This window comes from Rhizobium sp. ZK1 (assembly GCF_047782645.1).
Classification (GTDB): domain Bacteria; phylum Pseudomonadota; class Alphaproteobacteria; order Rhizobiales; family Rhizobiaceae; genus Rhizobium.
The window spans coordinates 1,770,510-1,791,585 of record NZ_CP180586.1 but is presented as its reverse complement, the minus strand read 5'-3'; the positions used below and the strand labels follow the sequence as shown (position 1 = coordinate 1,791,585).

The following is a 21,076-nucleotide window of genomic DNA, read 5'->3' as shown; positions in this document are numbered from 1 at the left end:
CTTTCGCAAGGCAAGGATTCTCAAGCTGTGCCTTTAGCGCATTGAATCCTCTGGAAATTCTCCGCCCTGCGCAAGAAGGCACAAAGGTGTCGAAATCCGGCCTCTTCTTCACGGATTGCCGTTGCGCGCCGTCATCGAGGGTGTCAGGTCGCCGATGAAATCACCGATTCCCGGCCGTTTCAGTGCCCGGAAGGCCAGCGGACGGCAGAGATCCATGGCGGCGATGCCGATCCGCGCCGTCATCAACCCGTTGATGACGCCTTCGCCGAGTCGGGCGGAAAGTTTTGAGGCGAGGCCGTGGCCCAGCACTTGCTGCACGAGGCTGTCGCCGACGGCAATCGAGCCGGTCACCGCAAGATGGGCGAGCACGTCGCGCATCAATCTGATCATGCCGAGCGTGCCCGGCCGACCGCCATAGAGTTCGGCCATGGCACGGATCAGGCGAGCGGCCTCATAGAGCACGTAGAGAAGATCGACGATGGCGCGCGGACTGACCGCCGTGACGATCGAGACGCGCTTTGAAGAGTTGACGATCAGCGCGCGCGCCTGCCGGTCCAACGGGCCGAGAAGCTCGCGCTCGGCAAGCGCAATCAGATGCGGGGGGTCGATGACCTCACCTTCAGTCGCCTTCAGCGTGGTGCGGCCCTTTGCTGTTTCCGGCTTGGCGTCGACAAGGCCAGTCAGGCGGGCGACAACCGCGCGGGCTTTGGCCGGGCGAGTTTCGAGGATCGCGGCATCGGCCTCGGCCTTGATGGCCTGCACCGCGGCAAGCCGCATCATGCCCGCCGTCTCCCTGATGACGATGGCGATGACGGCGAGGATGCCGATTGCGAGCGCGGCGAGCGCGGCGTAACCCAGCCAGTCGGCGCGGCTGAAGAGATCGCGGATCAGCCGATCGGTCCAGAGGCCGAAGGCGAGGGACAACAGAATGCCGAAGGCGCCGGCGGCGATGCTGGCAAAGGAGGTGCGGCGCTTGCGCGAGGCAGCGACCGGCAACGGGCTCAGATCCTGTTCCGGATTGAGGAAGGGATCATCCTCGTCTGATGTCAGCAGCACTTCGCCGGAGAAACTTGCCGGCTTGCGGCGCGCGGCGCGCGGGACTTCGGCCGTCGTATCCTCGTCTTCATAAGTGAAGGCGGCGGGCGGGCGGCGTGGCGGATTGGGCTGGTCGATCGGCGGCTTGCTCATGCGAGGCGGTCTCCGAACAGGAACTGCATGGCACGGTCGAGGCGGATATGCGGCACGGAGAGTTTTATGCCGCCACCGGTTTCCTCGAGCTGCGGCGGGCGGAAGCGCACGACATTGACGTCGGGCAGTTCGACAGAGGTGTCGCCGGCCTCGATGCGCTCGAACAGGGATTCGGGATTTTCCGGCAGGTCGCCGGGGAAGATCGCCGTCTTGCGTTCGCCGTCGAAGGTCTCCCTGGCGATCTTCTCGCCTGCCATCGGCGTGCCGACGATGACGGGCAGGTCGTGGCCATCCTGACGTACAGTGGCCTCCCGCGTGGCGCGCACTGAGGCAAGCGCCATGACATCGATGCCGGCGCCGGCCATGCCGATACGGTCGATCGCGCGATCGACGAGGCGGCGCGTCAGCCGGTCCAGCCGGTCATGGCTTTCATGATGCAGATGATCGGCCTTGGTGGCGGCGACCAGCACGCGGTCGATGCGCCGGCCGAGCATCGACGACAGGATGGAATTGCTGCCGGGGCGGAAACAGGCAAGCACATCGGTCAGCGCGCGCTCCAGATCCTGCACGGCTTCCGGCCCGCGGTTCATGGCCTGCAGCGCATCGACCAGCACGATCTGCCGGTCGAGGCGAGCGAAGTGCTCACGGAAGAAGGGTTTGACGACGACGGACTTGTAGGCCTCGTAGCGGCGCTCCATCATCGCCCAGAGCGAGCCACGCTCCGGCCGGCCCTCGGGGGGCAAGGCAAGCGGCGCGAAGGTCAATGCAGGCGAACCGTCGAGATCGCCGGGCAGCAGGAAGCGGCCGGGCGGCAGGGTGGAGAGCGAGCGCTCATCGGCCTTGCAGGCTTTCAGATAGTCGGCGAAGCTGGTGGCGAGGTCGCGGGCCACCATTTCATCGGCGGAAGCGGTGATGTCAGTGGCTTTCGTCAACGTCAGCCAGGCGCTCGACAGCTCGGCGCGGATGCCGGTGGTGGCAAGCGCGATGGTTTCCTCGCAGAAAGTTCGGAAATCCTTGCCGAGCAGCGGCAAGTCAAGCAGCCATTCGCCGGGATAATCGACGATATCGATCGAGAGGCGACCGGGCGAGAACATGCGTGCCCAGGAGCTGGCGCTCTGATAATCGAGCGTGATGCGCAGCTCGGAGATCGCGCGGGTGGAATCCGGCCAGCTGCGCTCCTTCACCAGCGCTCGGATATGATCCTCATATTGGAAGCGCGGCACGGCATCGTCCGGCTGCGGCTCAAGGCGCGCTGCCGACACGCGGCCGGACTGCACCGCCTCGAACAGCGGCAGGCGGCCGCCATGCAGAAGATTATGGACGAGCGAGGAAATGAAGACGGTCTTGCCGGAGCGGGAAAGGCCGGTGACGCCGAGCCGGATGGTCGGATTGACCAGACCGCTGGCGCGGTCTGCAAGATTATCCAGCGCGATCAGCGCATCGTCGGCAAAGGATGTCAGGCGTGGCGGCAAATCGGAATCCCTGATGGCACTGCCTGCAATATAGGAAAGGGCCGCTGCCCGAAAAAGAAGCGGCGCGAAAAGCTCAGTCGGTGACGAAATCGACGAGACGCCACGCCGCAGTCGTCGTGACGTAGTCGATGACGGCGAGACCGCCCGTTGGGAAGCCCTTCGGCAAAGAGGCCGCCATCGCCTTGTGGCCGATCAGTGCCGATAGGGCCTGTTCCATGGTCGGGTTATGGCCGACGAGCATGACGCTCCCCACATCCTGTGTGTCGAGGATTTCGAGATAGGTATCGACGGAGGCATTATAGAGCGTGTCGACAAAACGCATATCCAGCGTTTCGCCCATGGCGCGATGCACGGCCTCCGCGGTGTCACGGCAGCGGAGCGCCGTCGAACTGATGAGGATATCCGGACGGTAGCCCTTGTCGGCAGCACGGTCGGCGACGATCTCGGCATCCCCAAACCCCTTCTCGCTCAGCGGGCGGTCGAAATCGCGCTGTCCGGGCTCGGCCTGGGCAGCTTGGGCATGACGGAGGAGGTAGATCCGGTGCGGTGGAGGCAGGAGGGCGACCATGGGCAAATCCAGCTTCGAGCGGAGCCTTTTAAGTAGCGGCTGCGGTCCGGCGACGTCAACTGTCGAAAGGCTTTCGTGAGCGCAAAAGGGCGGTCGCAACACGGCATTTTGAATGCGAGGTGAGAATCACCGCTCGGAATAATGGTGAGAAAATAGACTGTTAGCTCAAATTTATGACAGATTTAAAAATCTGTTTACGTGTCTTATTTGGCTTGAATCGCTGATAGCGCTTGGGATATACAGCCCGCCAGATGAGATGTTCTTCAGGAGAATCGCGTTGAGTGAGAAGATCGATCTTAGCAATTATGTTCCCTCGGAAGACGAGGAGTTCATGAATACGAACCAGCGCGCTTATTTCAGAGCCAAGCTGGTTGCCTGGAAAAACGATATCCTTAGAGAAGCGCGCGAAACGCTCGACCATCTGGCTGAGGAAAGCGCAAACCACCCTGATCTCGCAGATCGTGCATCCTCCGAAACCGATCGGGCGATCGAACTTCGCGCCCGTGACCGTCAGAGAAAGCTGATCTCCAAGATCGACGCAGCCCTGCAACGCATTGAAGATGGCACCTACGGCTACTGCGAGGAAACCGGCGAACCGATCGGTCTCAAGCGTCTCGACGCCCGGCCAATCGCTACGCTGTCGATCGAAGCGCAGGAACGCCACGAGCGGCGCGAAAAGGTTTACCGGGACGAATAATCGGTTCCGGACCGAGAATGAAAAAAGGCACCGCGAGACGACCGCGGTGCCTTTTCTGTTTTAGTACCCTTTGCTCTGGGGCCATATGGCCCCAGCTTTTATCTGGCGCTCTCGCTCACTTGTCGCGGTTGACGCTCATTTCGCCGAAGATGCGGGCGACTTCCTTCTGAAGTGCTGCATCCGCACCTGTGATCGGCGCCATTTCGGGGTCGCGGCGCGGCATTGATCCAGGCTGAGAAGAGCCGGGCTGCGGGGCAGGGCGCGGCTGCTGGGCATTGGGCGCGGGAACCACGCGGTCTGCGGCGACATTACCGGTTATTTCCTCATCCAGGATGCGCTGGAAATCCCGGCGGATGGCAGCCGATTGCACGCCGCCATCTTCCGTCGCCACTGGTGCGCCGCGCGAAACGGTGGGGATGCCCTGAGCAGGGGGCGTGGAAACTTCCGGTTCGATGCGTTGCTGCGGCAACACCCGCTGGCGGGCTGCATCGAGGATATCGGCGGCGTTGGCCGCATCCGGCACCGGCTGCGGAGCCGGGCGTTCGGACTGGCGCGGCTGAACCTGCGGCGCGCGCTGCAGGCCGTCACGCTCGGCTGTGAGCGGAGCCGACATCTGCGGAGCGGAACGTTCCGGCTGGCTCGGCATTTGCTGAGCAGACATTTGCTGAGCAGTCATGGGCGGGGCCACAGCCGGAGCGACCGGGGGCTCGGCACGCTGGCGGATAGGCTCGGCAGGCGGGGCGATGACAGGGGCGGGTGTCGGCGTCGGCATATAGGTTTCGAAATCAGGTTCGGAGCTTGCCGTTACTGGCGGTGCGACGGAAGCGGCAACCGGTCGCGGCTGCGGGGCCGGCGGCGGCTCGCGGCGCGGCTGGACGAGAGACGGTTCCTGGACGACTGGGCGCTCCACGACCGGCTGCGGACGGAACTCAGCGGCCGTTTCGACTTCCGATTCCGGCAGGATACGGCTTTCGATGACTATATCAGTGGGTCCGCCGATCATGACGAGATGTTCGACATTATCGCGCCGCACGAGCACCAGGCGACGGCGGGCATCGACGGCGGCGGCATCGAGCACCTGCAGACGCGGCTGGCGGTTGCGGCCACCGCGGACGAAGGGCGAGGGCGCGCGGTTGCGAAGAAACCACAGGATGGCGATGAGCAGGATGAGCGCAATACCGACGCCGCCGGCGGCAAGCAGGAAGCGGCTGCCGTAAGCTCCTACAACATCATCGAACATAGGCACTCACTCCATTTCGCATTATGGCACAACAGACGACTTTTCCGCTCCTTAGGCAAGAGCCGGCAGGTCTGTCCAGTCACCGGCGAACGCGATTTCGTGTTGTGCAGCTATTTGGCCCGACGCTCGCTGCGGCACCGGCGGGATTATGGGCAAATTGGCGCGTTTGCCTGTGAATTCAAGCAGTCTGATGAAACCTGCTGTTTTTGCCGGCGCAGCAAGTTGATAAGAAGGAAAAGACTGCCTGATTCCTGCTTCGTAGCGGTGTTACGAGCGCGGCAGGAAGGGCTTATGCGAGGAATAGATGACGAAATCGCGTCAGGTCGACGACTATAACGCCCCGCTCGTGGATCGTGGGGGGCGTTCTGGCACGGCAATACGCATCATCCTGCTGGCGATCGTGCTGATTGCGGCGGCGGCAGCCTTCGTCTTCTTCAAGGATTCGCTCGGCAACGAGTTGGTGCTTGGCTGTCTCGGCGTTCTCGCCATGGTCGGCATCTTCTTCCTGGTATCCTCGGTCATCGGCTTCATCGAGGTGATGCCGCAGCGCCAGTCCGACGGCCTGGCGCGCGCTTTCCTGAACAGCCATCCGGACGGGACGCTGATCACCGACGACAAGGGCCGCATCGTCTACGCCAATGCCGCCTATGGGGCGCTGACGGGCGCACGCAAGGCGACCGAGGTGCAGACGCTGGAAACGCTGCTGTCGCGCCACCGCGAATCGAACGAGGCGCTCTACCGGCTGGTAAACGGCCTGCGCGAGGGCCGGGAAGGCCGCGAGGAATTCCGCCTGCTGCGCGCCGTCGGACCGGGGAGCAGCGCCGGCGCCCATTGGTACCGCCTGAAAGCCCGGCAACTGAAGCCGGAAGAGGGCGACGGCAAGCCTCTGCAGATCTGGCAGATCACCGATATCACCGCCGAGCGCGAGGACCAGGAGCGGTTCTTCAAGGAGCTGCAGAACGCGATTGACTATCTCGACCATGCTCCGTCTGGCTTCTTCTCAGCCGGGCGCAAGGGCGAGATCTTTTATCTGAACGCGACGCTTGCCGAATGGCTGGGTCTCGATCTCACCAAATTCATCCCGGGCTCGATGAACATCGGCGATCTGGTGGCGGGCGAGGGGCTGGCGCTGATCCAATCCGTGCAGGCTGAGCCGGGTCTGAAAAAGACCGTGACGCTCGACCTAGACCTGCGTAAATCCAACGGCCAGAGCCTGCCGGTGCAGATCATCCACCGTGTCACCTCCATGCGCGACGGGGCGCCGGGCGAAAGCCGGACGATCGTGCTGACGCGCGACAAGGACGGCGAGAACGGGCAATCTGCTTCTGCAGCCGCCATGCGCTTCACGCGTTTTTTCAACAACACGCCGATGGCGATTGCCTCCGTCGATGGCAACGGCAAGATCCTGCGCACCAACGCGCCTTTCCTGAAACTCTTCTCCAATATCGTCTCGCGTGACGATCTGGAGCGCGGCGCGCTTCTGGAAACGATCGTGCAGGAAAGCGACCGGCCGCAACTTGCCGCGGCACTCGCCGCCGCCAAGGACCGGCAGGGCGATATCGCGCCGATCGATTCCCGCACGCCGACGGACGATGCGCGTTTCTTCCGCTTCTATGTGAATGCCGTCATCGACCAGAGCGACGAGGCGCCCGAGGAGGCGGCCATTGTCTACGCGGTCGAAGTGACCGAGCAGAAGGCGCTGGAAGCGCAGATGGCGCAGACGCAGAAGATGAACGCGGTCGGCACGCTTGCCGGCGGCATCGCACACGATTTCAACAACGTGCTGACGGCAATCCTGCTGTCTTCCGACCACCTGCTCTTGCAGGCGCGGCCTGCCGATGCGAGCTTCGCCGATCTGATCGAGATCAAGCGCAACGCCAATCGCGCTGCGGTGCTCGTGCGCCAGCTTCTCGCCTTCTCGCGCAAGCAGACGATGCGGCCGACGGTGTTGAACCTGACCGATGTCGTGGGCGACCTGCGCATGCTGGTCGACCGGCTGATTTCAGGCACCAATGTCAAGCTCGACGTGGAATATGGCCGCGATCTCTGGCCGGTCAAAACCGATCTTTCGCAATTCGAGCAGGTGCTGATCAATCTCTGCGTCAATGCGCGCGACGCCATGCCGGATGGCGGCACGCTGACGCTGCGCACCCGTAATCTGCCGGCAGCCGAAGTTGCGGCCTTCAACTATTCCTACATGCCGCATGAAGACATGGTGCTGGTCGAGGTGACCGATACCGGCACCGGCATTGCGCCCGAGATCATGGACAAGATCTTCGAGCCCTTCTTCACGACCAAGGATGTGGGCAAGGGTACCGGTCTCGGCCTTGCCATGGTCTACGGCATCGTCAAGCAATCCGGCGGTTATATCCAGCCGGAATCGGAGGTCGGCAAGGGCACGACTTTCCGCATCTTCCTGCCGCGCCATATCGTCGAGCCGGCGGTTGCCGCTGAAGCCGAAGCCGCCGATCAAGCTGTTGCGGCCGGCGGCGCGCAGGTTGTGGAACTGGTCCAGCCGCAGCAGCCGGAAGACCTGACCGGCTCGGCCGTCATCCTGCTGGTGGAGGACGAAGAGGCCGTACGCCGCGGCGGCAAGCGCATGCTGGAGACGCGCGGCTATACGGTCCATGAGGCGGGGTCCGGCGTCGAAGCCCTCGAAATCATGGAAGAGCTGGAAGGCAAGGTGGACATCGTCGTTTCCGACGTGGTGATGCCGGAGATGGACGGACCTTCACTGCTGCGCGAATTGCGCAAGAACTATCCGGACCTGAAGTTCATTTTCGTGTCAGGCTATGCCGAGGATGCATTCGCCCGCAACCTGCCGCCGGAAGCCAAATTCGGCTTCCTGCCGAAGCCGTTTTCGCTGAAGCAGCTGGCCGTGGTGGTGAAAGAGACGCTGGATAGCTGAAGATTACCGTCTGGCGGTTACCGGAGAGACCGTGCCGTGGGGCACACCCTATCGGCAGGCAGTGGCCAAACGCACAGCCCAAAAATAGGGCGGGACCAGCCCGCCCCATCAAAAATCACTCGCCAAGCGCCACGGCAATCTCCGCCGCCAGGCGCGCATTGTTCTCCACAAGCGCAATATTGGTCTTCAGGCTCTGGCCGTCCGTCAGGTCGAAGATCGTGCTCAGCAGGTAAGGCGTTACCGCCTTGCCGGTGATTTCGTCGCGCTCGGCGCTGTCGAGCGCGCGCTCGATATAGATCTCCATTTCCTCGCGGGCGATTTCGTCGGCTTCCGGGACAGGATTGGCGATCAGCATGCCGCCTTCGATGCCAAGCTGCTCGCGGGTTGTCTGGAAATTGGCGATCGCGGCCGGGCTGTTCAGGGTCAGAGGGCTGCGGATGCCTGAGGAGCGCGACCAGAAGGCGGGGAATTCATCGCTTTCATAGGTGACGACGGGCACGCCGCGGGTTTCCAGCACTTCCAGCGTCTTCGGAATATCGAGGATCGCCTTGGCGCCGGCGCAGACGACGATGACGCCGGTGCGGGCGAGCTCTTCGAGGTCGGCGGAGATATCGAATGTTTCTTCGGCGCCACGATGCACGCCGCCAATACCGCCGGTCGCGAAGACCCTGATGCCGGCGCGAGCTGCCGCGATCATCGTAGCGGCAACGGTGGTCGCACCGGTGCGGCGTTCGGCGATCGCGAAGGCGATATCGGCGCGCGAGATCTTCATCACGTCCTTGGCCTGGGCGAGCTGCTCCAGCTCTGCAGCTTCGAGGCCGATATGCAGCGTGCCGTGGATAACGGCGATGGTCGCGGGAACGGCACCCTGATCGCGGATGATCGCTTCGACGCTGCGCGCCATTTCGATATTGCCGGGATAGGGCATGCCATGGGTGATGATGGTCGATTCGAGCGCCACGATCGGGGCGCCGCGCTGCTTGGCTGCGGCCACTTCCTTCGAGTAGGAGATCGGCAGCAGGGGCGAGATGGGTTTGGTCATGATCCGTATCCGTTTATCGATTTAGCGGCTTCAATGCAGAATTCTCGCCGCCGGGACAAGCGAAAGCATGTCTCGGAGCAGTTCCGGCGAAAGATTTTCGTTCACGGCATGCGATGATTGCACGGTCAATGCTGCCGCCGCCGCGCCATGACGGACCGCCTCTTCGAGCGGCAGGCCACGCATGAGCGCAGAGAGCGTGCCGGCTGCCAGCGAATCTCCCGCGCCGGTGACATCGGCGACAATGTCCGAAATCGGTGGCTGAAGGACAAACGCACGTCCATCCTTGAAGGCGACGAGTTCGCGCTGACCGCGGGTGACGACCGCACCACCAATGCCGATGTCACCGAGCAGGGACGGCCAGGCGGTCGCGTCTTCCGGACGGTCACCGACAAGGGCCGCAGCCTCGGCCTCATTGAGGAAGAGATAGTCGATGCCATCGAGGCAGGGCAGGAGGCGCACGACCTTGGCCGGCGAAATGGCGATTGCCGCGACCGGCTTGCCGAGTGCCTTTGCCTTTGCGACGATCGCCACTGCCGTTTCCTCCGGCAGGTTGGCATCGAAGAGGATGAAATCGGTGGCGGCGAAGGCGTCGCGCACCCAGCGGATCGAGAGCCGCCGCGGCGCGAAGAAGCGGTAGAGGTCCATATCCGCCAGCGCGATGACGAGGTTGCCGTCCTTCTCGATGATCGCCGTATAGCTCGGCGTCTTGCGATCGAGGAACACGAAGGGGCGGTCGTTGATGCCGGCAAAGTCGGCCGCCTCGCTCACCATCTCGCCGATCGGGTCACCGCCGCGTGGCGAAATCATCGTTACGTCGAAACCGAGTCGGGCGAGATTACGCGCCGCATTGAAGCCACCGCCGCCCGGTTCCTCGAACCATGTTCCGGGGTTGCTGGCACCAGGCGCCGTCTCTCCGGCAATGCGGCCGCGGCGATCGATATGGGCGCCGCCGAGGACGAGAATCTTGCGGCTCATTTCTGCACTCCCCAAGCGAATCGAATGGTGGGCAAAGCTGCCGCATTCACTTGCCGAAACGCATTAAGCCGTTGCTTTGCATCGATAAAACAAAAATAGAACACGGGCCGTTTTACCTTTTTCTTTCAATTATTTGCAACCCCATTGCGAAATAAGAACAAATGGGGTACAAACTTCACATCAGCGGCGACATTGCTTGAGCAGCGTCAATAACCTAAAGGTGGATCGAATGTCTCAGAATTCATTGCGGCTCGTAGAGGACAAATCGGTGGACAAAAGCAAGGCGCTCGAAGCGGCACTCTCACAGATCGAGCGGTCGTTCGGCAAGGGCTCGATCATGAAACTCGGCTCGAACGAGAACATCGTCGAGATCGAAACGGTTTCCACGGGTTCGCTCAGCCTCGATATCGCTCTCGGCATCGGCGGTCTGCCGAAGGGTCGTATCATCGAGATCTACGGTCCGGAAAGCTCCGGTAAGACGACGCTCGCGCTGCAGACCATTGCCGAAGCGCAGAAGAAGGGCGGCATCTGCGCCTTCGTCGATGCCGAACATGCGCTCGATCCGGTCTATGCCCGCAAGCTCGGCGTCGACCTGCAGAACCTTTTGATCTCCCAGCCGGACACCGGCGAACAGGCGCTTGAAATCACCGATACGCTGGTGCGCTCCGGCGCCATCGACGTGCTCGTCGTCGACTCGGTTGCAGCGCTGACGCCGCGCGCCGAAATCGAAGGCGAAATGGGCGACAACCTGCCGGGCATGCAGGCCCGTCTGATGAGCCAGGCGCTGCGCAAGCTGACGGCTTCGATCTCCAAATCGAATACGATGGTGATCTTCATCAACCAGATCCGCATGAAGATCGGCGTCATGTTCGGTTCGCCGGAAACGACGACCGGCGGTAACGCGCTCAAGTTCTACGCCTCCGTCCGTCTCGACATCCGCCGCATCGGCCAGGTCAAGGAACGCGAAGAGGTGATCGGCAACCAGACGCGCGTCAAGGTCGTCAAGAACAAGATGGCGCCTCCCTTCAAGCAGGTCGAATTCGACATCATGTATGGCGAAGGCGTCTCCAAGACCGGCGAACTCGTCGATCTCGGCGTCAAGGCCGGCATCGTCGAGAAATCGGGCGCCTGGTTCTCCTACAACAGCCAGCGCCTCGGCCAGGGCCGCGAAAACGCCAAGACTTTTCTGCGCGACAATCCGGATCTCGCCCGCGAGATCGAAACGGCGCTTCGCCAGAATGCCGGCCTGATCGCCGACCGCTTCCTGCAGAATGGCGGACCTGACGCCGGTGACGATGCAGGTGATGGCGATATGTAATTTTCGCCTCTACTGTTGAAGCAGATTTCCTGCCGGCCGCATTCCCCAACGAGAATGCGGCCGGTTTTGTTTGTTTGCTGGACAGTGGCTAGGTCGAACGATAAAAGCCGATGGATTTAATTTTACCTGCCTGCAGGCAGCATCGAAGGGCATGAAATGAGCGGTGTAAACGATATCCGGTCGACCTTCCTCGACTACTTCAAGAAGAACGGCCACGAGATCGTTCCATCGAGCCCGCTCGTGCCGCGCAACGATCCGACGCTGATGTTCACCAATGCCGGCATGGTGCAGTTCAAGAACGTTTTCACCGGTCTCGAAAAGCGTCCCTATTCGACGGCGACCACCTCGCAGAAGTGCGTGCGCGCCGGCGGCAAGCATAACGACCTCGACAATGTCGGCTATACCGCGCGCCACCTGACATTCTTCGAAATGCTCGGCAACTTCTCCTTCGGCGACTATTTCAAGGAGAATGCGATCGAGCTTGCCTGGAAGCTCGTCACCGAAGGTTTCGACCTGCCGAAGAATCGCCTGCTGGTAACCGTCTATTCCGAAGATGAAGAGGCTGCGACGCTCTGGAAGAAGATCGCCGGTTTCTCCGACGACAAGATCATCCGCATCCCGACGTCGGACAATTTCTGGCAGATGGGCGATACCGGCCCCTGCGGTCCGTGCTCGGAAATCTTCATCGACCAGGGCGAGAATATCTGGGGCGGCCCTCCCGGCTCGCCGGAAGAAGATGGCGACCGGTTCCTGGAATTCTGGAACCTCGTCTTCATGCAGTTCGAACAGACCGAGCCCGGCGTGCGCAACCCGCTGCCGCGTCCGTCTATCGATACAGGCATGGGTCTGGAGCGCATGGCCGCCGTTCTGCAGGGCGTCCAGAGCGTCTTCGACACCGACCTGTTCCGCACCCTGATCGGCGCCATCGAAGATACGATGGGCGTAAAGGCTGAAGGTTCCGCAAGCCATCGCGTCATCGCCGACCACCTTCGCTCGTCGGCCTTCCTGATCGCCGATGGCGTGCTGCCGTCGAATGAGGGCCGCGGCTACGTGCTGCGCCGTATCATGCGCCGCGCCATGCGCCATGCGCAGCTTCTCGGCGCCAAGGAACCGCTGATCTACAAGCTGCTGCCGACTCTGGTGCAGCAGATGGGTCGCGCCTATCCGGAACTGGTGCGCGCCGAGGCGCTGATCTCCGAAACGCTGAAGCTCGAGGAAAACCGCTTCCGCAAGACGCTGGAGCGTGGCCTGTCGCTGCTGTCGGATGCGACGACAGACCTCGGCAAGGGCGACATGCTGGACGGCGAGACCGCCTTCAAGCTCTACGACACCTACGGCTTCCCGCTCGATCTGACACAGGACGCGCTGCGCGCCCGCGAGATCGGCGTCGACATCTCCGGCTTCACCGATGCGATGCAGCGCCAGAAAGCCGAAGCCCGCTCGCACTGGGCCGGCTCCGGCGAGAAGGCAACCGAAACCGTCTGGTTCGAGCTCAAGGAAAAGCACGGAGCGACCGAGTTCCTGGGTTATGACACGGAAACGGCTGAAGGCGTGGTGCAGGCGATCGTCAAGGATGGCGCGATTTCGACTGGAGCCAGGGCCGGCGACAAGGTTCAAATCGTCGTCAACCAGACGCCGTTCTACGGTGAGTCCGGCGGCCAGATGGGCGATACCGGCGTGATCTCGTCCGACCACGGCAAGATCGAGATATCAGATACGCAGAAGAGGGGCGAGGGCCTGTTCGTGCATCTGGGTACTGTCATCGAAGGCGCGTTCAAGGACGGCGATGCGGTCGTGCTGACGGTTGATCATGCCCGCCGTTCGCGCCTGCGCGCCAACCACTCGGCAACCCACCTGCTGCATGAAGCGCTGCGCGAAGTGCTCGGCACCCATGTTGCCCAAAAGGGCTCGCTGGTCGCGCCCGAGCGCCTGCGCTTCGACGTTTCGCATCCGAAGCCGATGACGGCAGAAGAACTGAAAGTCGTCGAAGAGATGGCCAATGAGATCATTCTGCAGAATGCACCTGTCACCACCCGCCTGATGAGCGTCGACGACGCCATTGCGGAAGGCGCCATGGCGCTCTTCGGCGAAAAATACGGCGATGAAGTGCGTGTCGTTTCGATGGGAACGGGTCTGCATGGCGCCAAAGCCAACAGGCCTTATTCGGTCGAACTCTGTGGCGGCACGCATGTGTCGGCGACGGGCCAGATCGGCCTCGTGCGCATCCTCGGCGAAAGCGCCGTCGGTGCCGGCGTTCGCCGTATCGAAGCGGTTACCGGTGAATCGGCGCGTGAATATCTGGCCGAGCAGGACGATCGCGTAAAGACGCTCGCTGCCTCGCTGAAGGTGCAGCCATCGGAAGTTCTTGGCCGTGTCGAGGCGCTGATGGACGAGCGTCGCAAACTCGAAAAGGAACTGGCGGATGCCAAGCGCAAGCTCGCCATGGGCGGCGGGCAGGGCGGTTCTGCCGATGCCGTGCGCGACGTTGCCGGCGTCAAGTTCCTCGGCAAGGCCGTGACTGGCGTCGACCCGAAGGATTTGAAGGGTCTCGCCGATGACGGCAAGTCCAGCATCGGCTCCGGCATCGTGACGTTGATCGGCGTTTCAGAGGATGGCAAGGCAAGTGCTGTCGTTGCCGTCACGCCCGATCTCGTGGATCGTTTCAGCGCCGTCGATCTGGTGCGTGTCGCTTCTGCAGCGCTCGGCGGCAAGGGCGGCGGCGGCCGTCCCGACATGGCGCAAGCCGGTGGCCCTGACGGAGCCAAGGCCGACGAGGCGCTTGAGGCTGTTGCAGCGGCACTCGCAGGCTAATCGCCGAACCCGAGAACTGTTTGAAATGAAAACCGGCTGCGAGATCATGGATTTCGCAGCCGGTTTTGTTTTCGGCGCGCCTGCGGCGGTCAGTTTCTGGTCTGCAGCGCGAGACGGCAGGCGAGCCCGGTGAAGACCGTCGCCAGCATATATTGCGGCAGTTTCGGGAAACGGCGCATCGAGCCGAAGCGTGAGCGGATCTGGCTGCCGAGCAGGATAACGGCGCCATTCACGACGAGGCCGACGCCGTTCAGCACAGTTGCAAGCACCAGCATCTGTACGGTCATCACGCCGCTCTCCGCATTCACGAATTGCGGAAAGAGCGCCATGACGAAGAGCGCCATTTTCGGATTGAGCAGATTGGTGGCAAGACCGGCAAAGAAGATGCGCCGACCCGACAGCTTCTTCAGCGTGGCTGCGGGCGCAAAGGCGGTGCTTTCCGAACGGATCGTCTTGTAGGCAAGATAAAGCAGATAGCAGCAGCCGGCCCAGCGTACGGCTTCATAGGCGACGGGCACGGCCACCACGAGCTGCGAGAGCCCGAAAGCTGCGGCAAGCGCGTGGCAATAGGTGCCGAGAGCAATGCCGGCATAGGTCAAAAGTCCGGCGGCGCGTCCCTGGCTGATGCTGCGTGAGGCAATCAGCAGCATATCGGGACCGGGCGTCGCAGTGAGCACCAGCGCTGCGGCGGCAAAGAGTATCAATGTAGAAAAGTCCGGCATCAGTCTTCCTCTTGGGTTCGAGCCGGAATTCCGGTCTACGCAGGATTCGCCGCCAGTTCAAGTGCGCAGGATTTGTCAAATCGAGCTATGCTTTGCTGTAGCCGATCGATTTTGCATGAGGTTTGACGTGGTGGGTGAAACGGCATGGGCGCTCTATGAGAACCGTCTGAGGCGGGTCTCGGCTTATATCCACGATCATCTGGATGAGGATCTGGATATGGAGCGGCTTGCCGACATTGCCTGCCTGTCGAGCTACCACTGGCACCGGATCTATCGGGCGATTTACGGCGAGACGCTGGCGGCAACCGTCAAGCGGTTGCGGCTGCATCGCGCGGCGGGCGATATCGTTCGCACGGATCTTGATGTCAGCGAGATTGCGAAGCGATCAGGCTATCCCAATCTCCAATCCTTCAACCGCATCTTCAAATCGGTCTACGGAATGCCGCCGGCACGCTACCGGAAAGAGGGAAGCCACACGCAGTTCGAACCCTCAACCTCCGGAAAGGCGACAGCCATGTTTGATGTCACCCTGAAAACCGTCCCGCCGCTCGAACTGGTCGGCGTTCCCCATACAGGCTCCTATATGGAGATCGGCAGGGCCTTCGAGACGCTGTTCGGCACGCTCTATGCCCGCGGCCTCGCAAAAGCCGATATGCGGATGATCGGCGTCTATCTCGACGATCCCGATCTCGTACAGCCCGAAAATCTGCGCTCCGTCGCCTGTGTCTCGGCCGGCGAAGAGACGACCGCCAGCGCACCGCTGGAGCGGCGCATGGTGGAAGGCGGCGACTATGCCGTGCTGCACCACAAAGGTCCCTATGCCGATATGTATAGGGCTTATCAATGGCTCTACGCCCAATGGCTGCCGGCATCCGGCCGGCAGATCCGGGATCGCGTCATGTTCGAGGAATATCTCAACAATCCGCGCGAGGTCGCGCCGACCGAATTGCGGACGGATATCTATATGCCGCTTGTCTAAGCGCAACGCTCAAGCGGCTTGCATGGCCTTCGCCGCCTCGTCATCCAGCGCGGTTGCCCGCTTATAGGCATCGCGCTCGGCAAGGCGGCCGAAATAATCGACGAAGGCCTGGCGCTTTTCGATACTGCCGAAGGCGAGACCCCAGCCGACATGCGAGCCGACGTAGACGTCAGCCGCGGTGAAGCGTTTGCCGGCGATATAGGGAGAGGCAGCCGAGACCGCCTTTTCCAGCGTGCCAATGACATCGCCGAAAGAGCCGCAGCCTGCCATGCGCAGTCGCTCCTGCGGGATTTCGAAGCCGAGTGCCTTCAGCGTAACGGACGCTTCCAGCGGCCCGGCGGCGAAGAACATCCAGCGGTAATAATCGGCGCGTTCATCGGGCTGCGGGCCGAGCCTTGCCTGCGGAAACGTGTCCGCAAGATACGCACAGATCGCCGCGCATTCCGTCACGATCGTCTTCCCATGACGGATCGCCGGCACCTTGCCCATCGGGTTGACGGACAGGTAGTCCGGCTCCTTCATCGTTCCGCCGAAAGTCAGGATTTCGGTATGATATGGGACGCCGGTTTCTTCCAGCATCCACCGTGCTATCCGGCCGCGCGACATCGGGTTGGTGTAGAAGGTGATTTCCTCGGTCATCGTGCACTCCTCTCTCCCATGCTCTTTTCGTAGCATTGGCGCGGGAGATTTCAACCTTTGGCGCCGGCGGCGGCTTCACGGCTGCGCGGGGAATGACCTCGGTCGAGGGTGGCGCCTCTACAGTTGCCGCAAGACCGGCAGGCGAGCGAAAACGCTGATTATAATGCTGGGTCTGGGTCTCGAGTAACGCGAGATCGAGATAGAAGACGATCATATCCTGACCCTCGCGACGCGCGAGCAGCCTTACAAGTTGCAGAAATTCGGGGACAAAACTCTTCTTGGCCATCAGAACCTCCATGCTTAGGCGAGTTTCTGAATAGGCCTTGCAACTTACGCGAGGCTTGCTTTGTAAAGACGTTGCTAATTTAGGATCCAAAAGCACTGACCGACAACAAAAAACCCGGCTCGATGGCCGGGTCTTTCGATCTCTACCCTGATAGGGCTCAGGCCATTGCAGCCTGCAGGTTCTGGTCGATCTTGTCGAGGAAAGCGGTGGTGGAAAGCCACGGCTGATCCGGGCCGATGAGCAGGGCCAGATCCTTGGTCATGAAGCCGGATTCGACGGTGTCGACGCAGACCTTTTCCAGTGTGGAAGCGAAGCGGGCGAGCTCGGCATTGTCGTCGAGCTTGGCGCGGTGCGCGAGGCCACGGGTCCAGGCGAAGATCGAAGCGATCGAGTTCGTCGAGGTTTCCTGGCCCTTCTGGTGCTGGCGGTAGTGGCGGGTGACCGTGCCGTGAGCGGCTTCGGCTTCAACCGTCTTGCCATCCGGCGTCAGGAGAACCGAGGTCATCAGGCCGAGCGAGCCGAAGCCCTGGGCAACCGTGTCGGACTGGACGTCGCCGTCATAGTTCTTGCAGGCCCAGACGTAGCCGCCGGACCACTTGAGAGCGGAAGCGACCATGTCGTCGATCAGGCGGTGTTCGTAGGTGATGCCGGCTTCCTTGAACCGATCCTTGAATTCGGTCTCGTAGACTTCTTCGAAGATGTCCTTGAAGCGGCCGTCATAGGCCTTGAGGATGGTGTTCTTGGTGGACAGGTAGACCGGCCACTTGCGCATCAGGCCGTACATCATCGAGGCGCGGGCGAATTCGCGGATCGATTCATCGAGGTTGTACATGGCCATGGCAACGCCGGCGCCCGGTGCGTTGAAGACTTCCTTCTCGATGACCGTACCGTCTTCGCCGACGAACTTGATCGTCAGCTTGCCTTTGCCGGGGAACTTGAAATCGGTTGCGCGGTACTGGTCGCCGAAAGCGTGGCGACCGACGACGATCGGCTGCGTCCAGCCGGGAACGAGGCGGGGAACGTTGCGGCAGATGATCGGCTCGCGGAAGATGACGCCACCGAGGATGTTGCGGATCGTGCCGTTCGGGCTTTTCCACATTTCCTTGAGGTTGAATTCCTTCACGCGGGCTTCGTCCGGGGTGATCGTCGCACACTTGATGCCGACGCCGTACTTCTTGATGGCATTGGCGGCATCGACCGTTACCTGGTCGTTGGTGGCGTCGCGGTTTTCGACCGAGAGGTCGTAATAGTCGATGTCGAGGTCGAGATACGGATGGATCAGCTTATCCTTGATGAGCTGCCAAATGATGCGAGTCATTTCATCGCCGTCGAGATCGGCGACGGGATTGGCGACCTTGATCTTCTTCATGTATCTGCCTCGTAAGCTTAAGAAAGGGACAGTTGTCCCGGGTGGGTGATGTGGGTCCGGAGCGCTATAGCATTGTGAGCCGGGAACGCAAAGCAGAACGGGCAGGGACGTAGCGTTTTTGCCGCCATTGCCAAGTGCAGGAAAATGGCTAGTCTCGCCGGCATAAGCCCCCCGAGTCCCGGACATTTTGCCATGAAGAAGATCGCCGTTCTGTTTGCCGGCCTCGTTGTCACCCTGTCTGTGGCACCTGGCCTTTCGCTTGCGGCCGATGCCACTGCGCCGGTCAACGAAATCATTGATGATACGAAGAAGAACTGGGCGAGCGACACCAGCGACTGGATCGATATTTTCGAAGAGAGCAGGCTCGTCCGTCTCTACAGCAAGGACTTCGGCGACAAATACAGAGCAGCCGCCAAGAATCCGGCGGCCGACGAGGATGGCATTTCACCCTTCGACTATGATGTGATCGTCAACGGCCAGGATGCCTGCCCGCTGCAGGATCTCTCCATCAGAGGCGGCCAGCCGGTCAACGGCACGACAGAGGTGACGGCGAAGTTCAAGGCGGCGACCTGCATGGAAGGCGCACCCAACAGAGATGCCTTCACAACCGTTCGTTTCGAGGTGATTGAGGAGAACGGCAAATCCGTCATCGACGATATCATGGTCCAGGGCGAAGAGGGCCAGGGACCGATCTCGCTCAAGGAAGCCATGGTGCAGATCGCCAACGGCGAGTGACACCGGGTTGATTTGATTTTTACCGGGGCGGCGGTATCTCGCTCTCTGGTTTGCCGCATCCGGCGGGCATGAGGACTGGCAAGGGTGATTTCCGGCTTTGAGTTCCGAGACTGGCTGCTTGCCAACGACCCGGCGCTGTCGCGCCTGCGCATGGGCACGCGGGTTACGCTGTCGATCCTGCTCTCCTTCGCGATCCTGCTTTTGATCCATATGCTTATCGTGCCGCTGCCGACCGCGTCCTATGGTCTCGGCATCGTGCTGTCGATCGAAGGCGGGGTCGCGGTGCGCGATAAGGGCTCGGCGAGCCAGCTCATCACCAGGCTGCTTGGGTGTCTTGCAAGTCTTGTCGTCGTCGGTATTGCGGCGGCCTTGGAGTCGCAACGCGTTCTCTCGGATTTCGTCTTCCTCGTGGTGATCTTCCTCGCCTCATCCGCGCGCGTCTACGGCCCGCGCGGCTTTGCGATCGGCATGTTCGCTTTCACCTCCTATTTTATGGGCTCCTACTTCCACCCGACGATCGGGGAATTGCCTGTCGTCTTGATAGGGCCTGTTGTCTCGGCGCTCGTCAGCCATTGGGTGAGGGCGGTGCTTCTGCCCGACAATTGGCGGCGCGACCTGCTGCGTTCATTGGAGAGCGTGCGGGGCCGCATCAATCAGATCCTCTTCAAGCTCGGTGCCCTTGCAACAGATGGAAAGATCGACGAGGCTGACCGGCAGGAACTGCGCCAACTGGAAGACCGGCTGAAGGAAGTGGTGCTGATGGCCGAGAGCTTCATTCCGCGTCCACCGGGCGGCGTTTTCGATGGCGCTTCCGCACCGGCCGCGGAACTGGCAATCCGGCTGTTCGATGCGCATCTGGCGACCGAAAGCGCCATCGTGCTCAGCTATCAAAGCGCACCGTCCTTTATGCTCGTCCATGCCGTCATCGAGGATGACAAGGTCGTGCTGTCTGCGCAGGAAAGGGCGGTCGCCGATATGGAAGGCCAGCCGCAGGGCGAGACAGCGCGGGCGCTCCTTTGGCTCGTAGCGGCACGCCGGCAGCTCGTCGAAACGATCGATACCGGGCGCAGGACGGATTTTGCCGAGATTGCCTCGGTTGAAGAGGCTAGCACACCTGCCACCATCGATTTTTCGTTGACCAACCCACTGATGCGCTCGGCGCTGCAGATCACGCTGGCAGCGGCGATTGCTATGACGCTGGGGCTCGCCCTGTCGCGCGAACGCTGGTTCTGGGCCGTGCTCGCGTCCTTCCTCGTCTTCACCAATACCAATTCGCGCGGTGACACCGCGATCAAAGCGTTGCAGCGGTCAATCGGCACGCTGTTCGGCATTGCCTTCGGCCTGGTGCTCGCGACACTGCTCACGGGGCATTTGGCGATTGCGCTGATGGTTGCATTCGTCTGCGTCTTCCTCGCCTTCTACTTCCTGCAGATTTCCTATGCGACGATGACCTTCTTCATCTCGATCGTGCTCTGCCTCGTCTATGGCATGATGGGTGTCCTGACCTTCGATCTCCTGAAGCTGCGGCTGGAGGAAACCTTGATTGGCGCGGCTGCGGGAACGCTGGTTGCCTTCCTCGTGCTACCAGCCCGCACGCGCAGCGCGCTCGACACGGCGGTCGCCAAATGGTTCGAGGCGCTGAAGGAGCTGCTCTCAGCCGTATCAGCCGCCAAGAGCCAGCCGGAGCTGATCGTCTTGTCGCAGAAGGTCGACGCCTGTTACCGTGACATCACGCTTGCCGCACGCCCGCTCGGCTCCACCTGGTCTATTGTCACCAGGCCGGGACAAATACGCCAGACGCTGGCGATCTTCCTTTCGATCACCTATTGGTCGCGTATTCTGGCACGGAACAACACGGCTGACGTTGTCGACGACGACCTGAAGCGCAGGATCGCTGCCGATATCGGCGTTCTGGATGCGGTTGCACTGCGCGGCTCGGAATGTTTCCTCGTTACCCGCAAGCAGATGCGGTCGACCGGCCGCCATCTGCCGCTGTGGCGGGAAGGTGCGCGGCTGGCCGTGGAAATGATCGGCTCGACGCTGGAACGGCTCTACCCGACGGAGACGCAGGACTTGCCGTTTGCGGCCGGCAAAGCTATTGCGCCCGTAAATCAGGAATAGGAAGCA

At 61.7% G+C, this 21,076-nt stretch carries 16 protein-coding genes; 7 read left to right on the top strand and 9 right to left on the bottom strand.

Going from position 1 to position 21,076, the window contains the following annotated elements; genetic code table 11:
- Positions 1-108 precede the first annotated feature (108 nt).
- The 3 genes from ACK9YZ_RS09200 to ACK9YZ_RS09190 all read right to left on the bottom strand — a co-directional run bounded on the left by ACK9YZ_RS09200 (position 109) and on the right by ACK9YZ_RS09190 (position 3,228).
- Positions 109-1,188: a YcjF family protein gene (locus ACK9YZ_RS09200; RefSeq protein ID WP_416066348.1), complete on the bottom strand. Its 1,080-nt coding sequence runs from the start codon at positions 1,186-1,188 to the stop codon at positions 109-111.
- Positions 1,185-2,660 carry a YcjX family protein gene (locus tag ACK9YZ_RS09195; RefSeq protein WP_416066347.1) on the bottom strand — a complete coding sequence of 492 codons (1,476 nt, stop codon included), beginning with the start codon at positions 2,658-2,660 and terminating at the stop codon, positions 1,185-1,187. Before ACK9YZ_RS09195 ends, ACK9YZ_RS09200 begins: the two co-directional genes overlap by 4 nt.
- Positions 2,661-2,733: 73 nt before the next feature.
- A complete protein-coding gene (locus ACK9YZ_RS09190; RefSeq protein ID WP_183734913.1) occupies positions 2,734-3,228 on the bottom strand; it encodes a SixA phosphatase family protein in 495 nt (164 codons plus the stop codon).
- 277 nt (positions 3,229-3,505) lie between these two features.
- Here ACK9YZ_RS09190 and dksA point away from each other — a divergent pair, with 277 nt between their 5' ends.
- The gene (gene dksA / locus ACK9YZ_RS09185) at positions 3,506-3,925 is read left to right on the top strand and encodes an RNA polymerase-binding protein DksA (RefSeq protein WP_007826301.1); all 420 of its coding nucleotides are present in this window, start codon (positions 3,506-3,508) and stop codon (positions 3,923-3,925) included.
- A 115-nt stretch (positions 3,926-4,040) separates the two neighbouring features.
- Here dksA and ACK9YZ_RS09180 read toward each other — a convergent pair whose 3' ends face one another.
- Complete coding sequence (locus tag ACK9YZ_RS09180; protein WP_416066346.1) at positions 4,041-5,165, bottom strand: flagellar biosynthetic protein FliO; 1,125 nt, start codon at positions 5,163-5,165, stop codon at positions 4,041-4,043.
- A 304-nt stretch (positions 5,166-5,469) separates the two neighbouring features.
- Here ACK9YZ_RS09180 and cckA point away from each other — a divergent pair, with 304 nt between their 5' ends.
- Entirely contained in the window at positions 5,470-8,073 is a 2,604-nt protein-coding gene (cckA, locus tag ACK9YZ_RS09175) for a cell cycle histidine kinase CckA (protein WP_416066345.1), read from the top strand.
- Positions 8,074-8,188: 115 nt separating this feature from the next.
- On the opposite strand, the gene ACK9YZ_RS09170 is transcribed toward cckA, so the two are convergent.
- Together ACK9YZ_RS09170 and ACK9YZ_RS09165 are read right to left on the bottom strand one after the other, a co-directional pair.
- Positions 8,189-9,115 (bottom strand): pseudouridine-5'-phosphate glycosidase, encoded by a 927-nt coding sequence (locus tag ACK9YZ_RS09170; RefSeq protein ID WP_416066344.1) that lies wholly within the window; start codon positions 9,113-9,115, stop codon positions 8,189-8,191.
- Positions 9,116-9,145: 30 nt separating this feature from the next.
- Positions 9,146-10,090 (bottom strand): carbohydrate kinase family protein, encoded by a 945-nt coding sequence (locus ACK9YZ_RS09165; protein ID WP_416066343.1) that lies wholly within the window; start codon positions 10,088-10,090, stop codon positions 9,146-9,148.
- A gap of 229 nt (positions 10,091-10,319) precedes the next feature.
- On the opposite strand from ACK9YZ_RS09165, the gene recA reads away from it, so the two are divergent.
- Entirely contained in the window at positions 10,320-11,408 is a 1,089-nt protein-coding gene (recA, locus tag ACK9YZ_RS09160; RefSeq protein ID WP_216758250.1) for a recombinase RecA, read from the top strand.
- Positions 11,409-11,564: 156 nt separating this feature from the next.
- Positions 11,565-14,219, top strand: coding sequence for an alanine--tRNA ligase (gene alaS, locus ACK9YZ_RS09155; protein WP_416066342.1), 2,655 nt, complete (start codon positions 11,565-11,567; stop codon positions 14,217-14,219).
- An 89-nt stretch (positions 14,220-14,308) separates the two neighbouring features.
- Here the strand turns inward: alaS and ACK9YZ_RS09150 are convergent, their stop codons facing one another.
- Positions 14,309-14,941 (bottom strand): LysE family translocator, encoded by a 633-nt coding sequence (locus ACK9YZ_RS09150; protein WP_416066341.1) that lies wholly within the window; start codon positions 14,939-14,941, stop codon positions 14,309-14,311.
- Positions 14,942-15,068: 127 nt separating this feature from the next.
- Here ACK9YZ_RS09150 and ACK9YZ_RS09145 point away from each other — a divergent pair, with 127 nt between their 5' ends.
- Positions 15,069-15,920 (top strand): AraC family transcriptional regulator, encoded by an 852-nt coding sequence (locus tag ACK9YZ_RS09145; RefSeq protein WP_416066340.1) that lies wholly within the window; start codon positions 15,069-15,071, stop codon positions 15,918-15,920.
- A 9-nt stretch (positions 15,921-15,929) separates the two neighbouring features.
- On the opposite strand, the gene ACK9YZ_RS09140 is transcribed toward ACK9YZ_RS09145, so the two are convergent.
- Together ACK9YZ_RS09140 and ACK9YZ_RS09135 are read right to left on the bottom strand one after the other, a co-directional pair.
- Entirely contained in the window at positions 15,930-16,559 is a 630-nt protein-coding gene (locus tag ACK9YZ_RS09140) for a glutathione S-transferase family protein (RefSeq protein ID WP_416066339.1), read from the bottom strand.
- A 443-nt stretch (positions 16,560-17,002) separates the two neighbouring features.
- Positions 17,003-18,214 carry an NADP-dependent isocitrate dehydrogenase gene (locus tag ACK9YZ_RS09135; RefSeq protein ID WP_416066338.1) on the bottom strand — a complete coding sequence of 404 codons (1,212 nt, stop codon included), beginning with the start codon at positions 18,212-18,214 and terminating at the stop codon, positions 17,003-17,005.
- A 192-nt stretch (positions 18,215-18,406) separates the two neighbouring features.
- Between ACK9YZ_RS09135 and ACK9YZ_RS09130 the strand changes: the two genes are divergently transcribed.
- The gene (locus ACK9YZ_RS09130) at positions 18,407-18,949 is read left to right on the top strand and encodes a hypothetical protein (RefSeq protein WP_416066337.1); all 543 of its coding nucleotides are present in this window, start codon (positions 18,407-18,409) and stop codon (positions 18,947-18,949) included.
- An 84-nt stretch (positions 18,950-19,033) separates the two neighbouring features.
- Positions 19,034-21,070: an FUSC family protein gene (locus ACK9YZ_RS09125; RefSeq protein WP_416066336.1), complete on the top strand. Its 2,037-nt coding sequence runs from the start codon at positions 19,034-19,036 to the stop codon at positions 21,068-21,070.
- The last annotated feature ends 6 nt before the right edge of the window (positions 21,071-21,076 follow it).

Coding starts and splice junctions, on each gene's coding strand:
- ACK9YZ_RS09180 (WP_416066346.1), bottom strand. CDS start 5,165: ATGTTCGATGATGTTGTAGGAGCTTACGGCAGCCGCTTCCTGCTTGCC.
- recA (WP_216758250.1), top strand. CDS start 10,320: ATGTCTCAGAATTCATTGCGGCTCGTAGAGGACAAATCGGTGGACAAA.
- ACK9YZ_RS09170 (WP_416066344.1), bottom strand. CDS start 9,115: ATGACCAAACCCATCTCGCCCCTGCTGCCGATCTCCTACTCGAAGGAA.
- alaS (WP_416066342.1), top strand. CDS start 11,565: ATGAGCGGTGTAAACGATATCCGGTCGACCTTCCTCGACTACTTCAAG.
- ACK9YZ_RS09165 (WP_416066343.1), bottom strand. CDS start 10,090: ATGAGCCGCAAGATTCTCGTCCTCGGCGGCGCCCATATCGATCGCCGC.
- ACK9YZ_RS09200 (WP_416066348.1), bottom strand. CDS start 1,188: ATGAGCAAGCCGCCGATCGACCAGCCCAATCCGCCACGCCGCCCGCCC.
- ACK9YZ_RS09190 (WP_183734913.1), bottom strand. CDS start 3,228: ATGGTCGCCCTCCTGCCTCCACCGCACCGGATCTACCTCCTCCGTCAT.
- ACK9YZ_RS09135 (WP_416066338.1), bottom strand. CDS start 18,214: ATGAAGAAGATCAAGGTCGCCAATCCCGTCGCCGATCTCGACGGCGAT.
- ACK9YZ_RS09140 (WP_416066339.1), bottom strand. CDS start 16,559: ATGACCGAGGAAATCACCTTCTACACCAACCCGATGTCGCGCGGCCGG.
- ACK9YZ_RS09150 (WP_416066341.1), bottom strand. CDS start 14,941: ATGCCGGACTTTTCTACATTGATACTCTTTGCCGCCGCAGCGCTGGTG.
- ACK9YZ_RS09130 (WP_416066337.1), top strand. CDS start 18,407: ATGAAGAAGATCGCCGTTCTGTTTGCCGGCCTCGTTGTCACCCTGTCT.
- cckA (WP_416066345.1), top strand. CDS start 5,470: ATGACGAAATCGCGTCAGGTCGACGACTATAACGCCCCGCTCGTGGAT.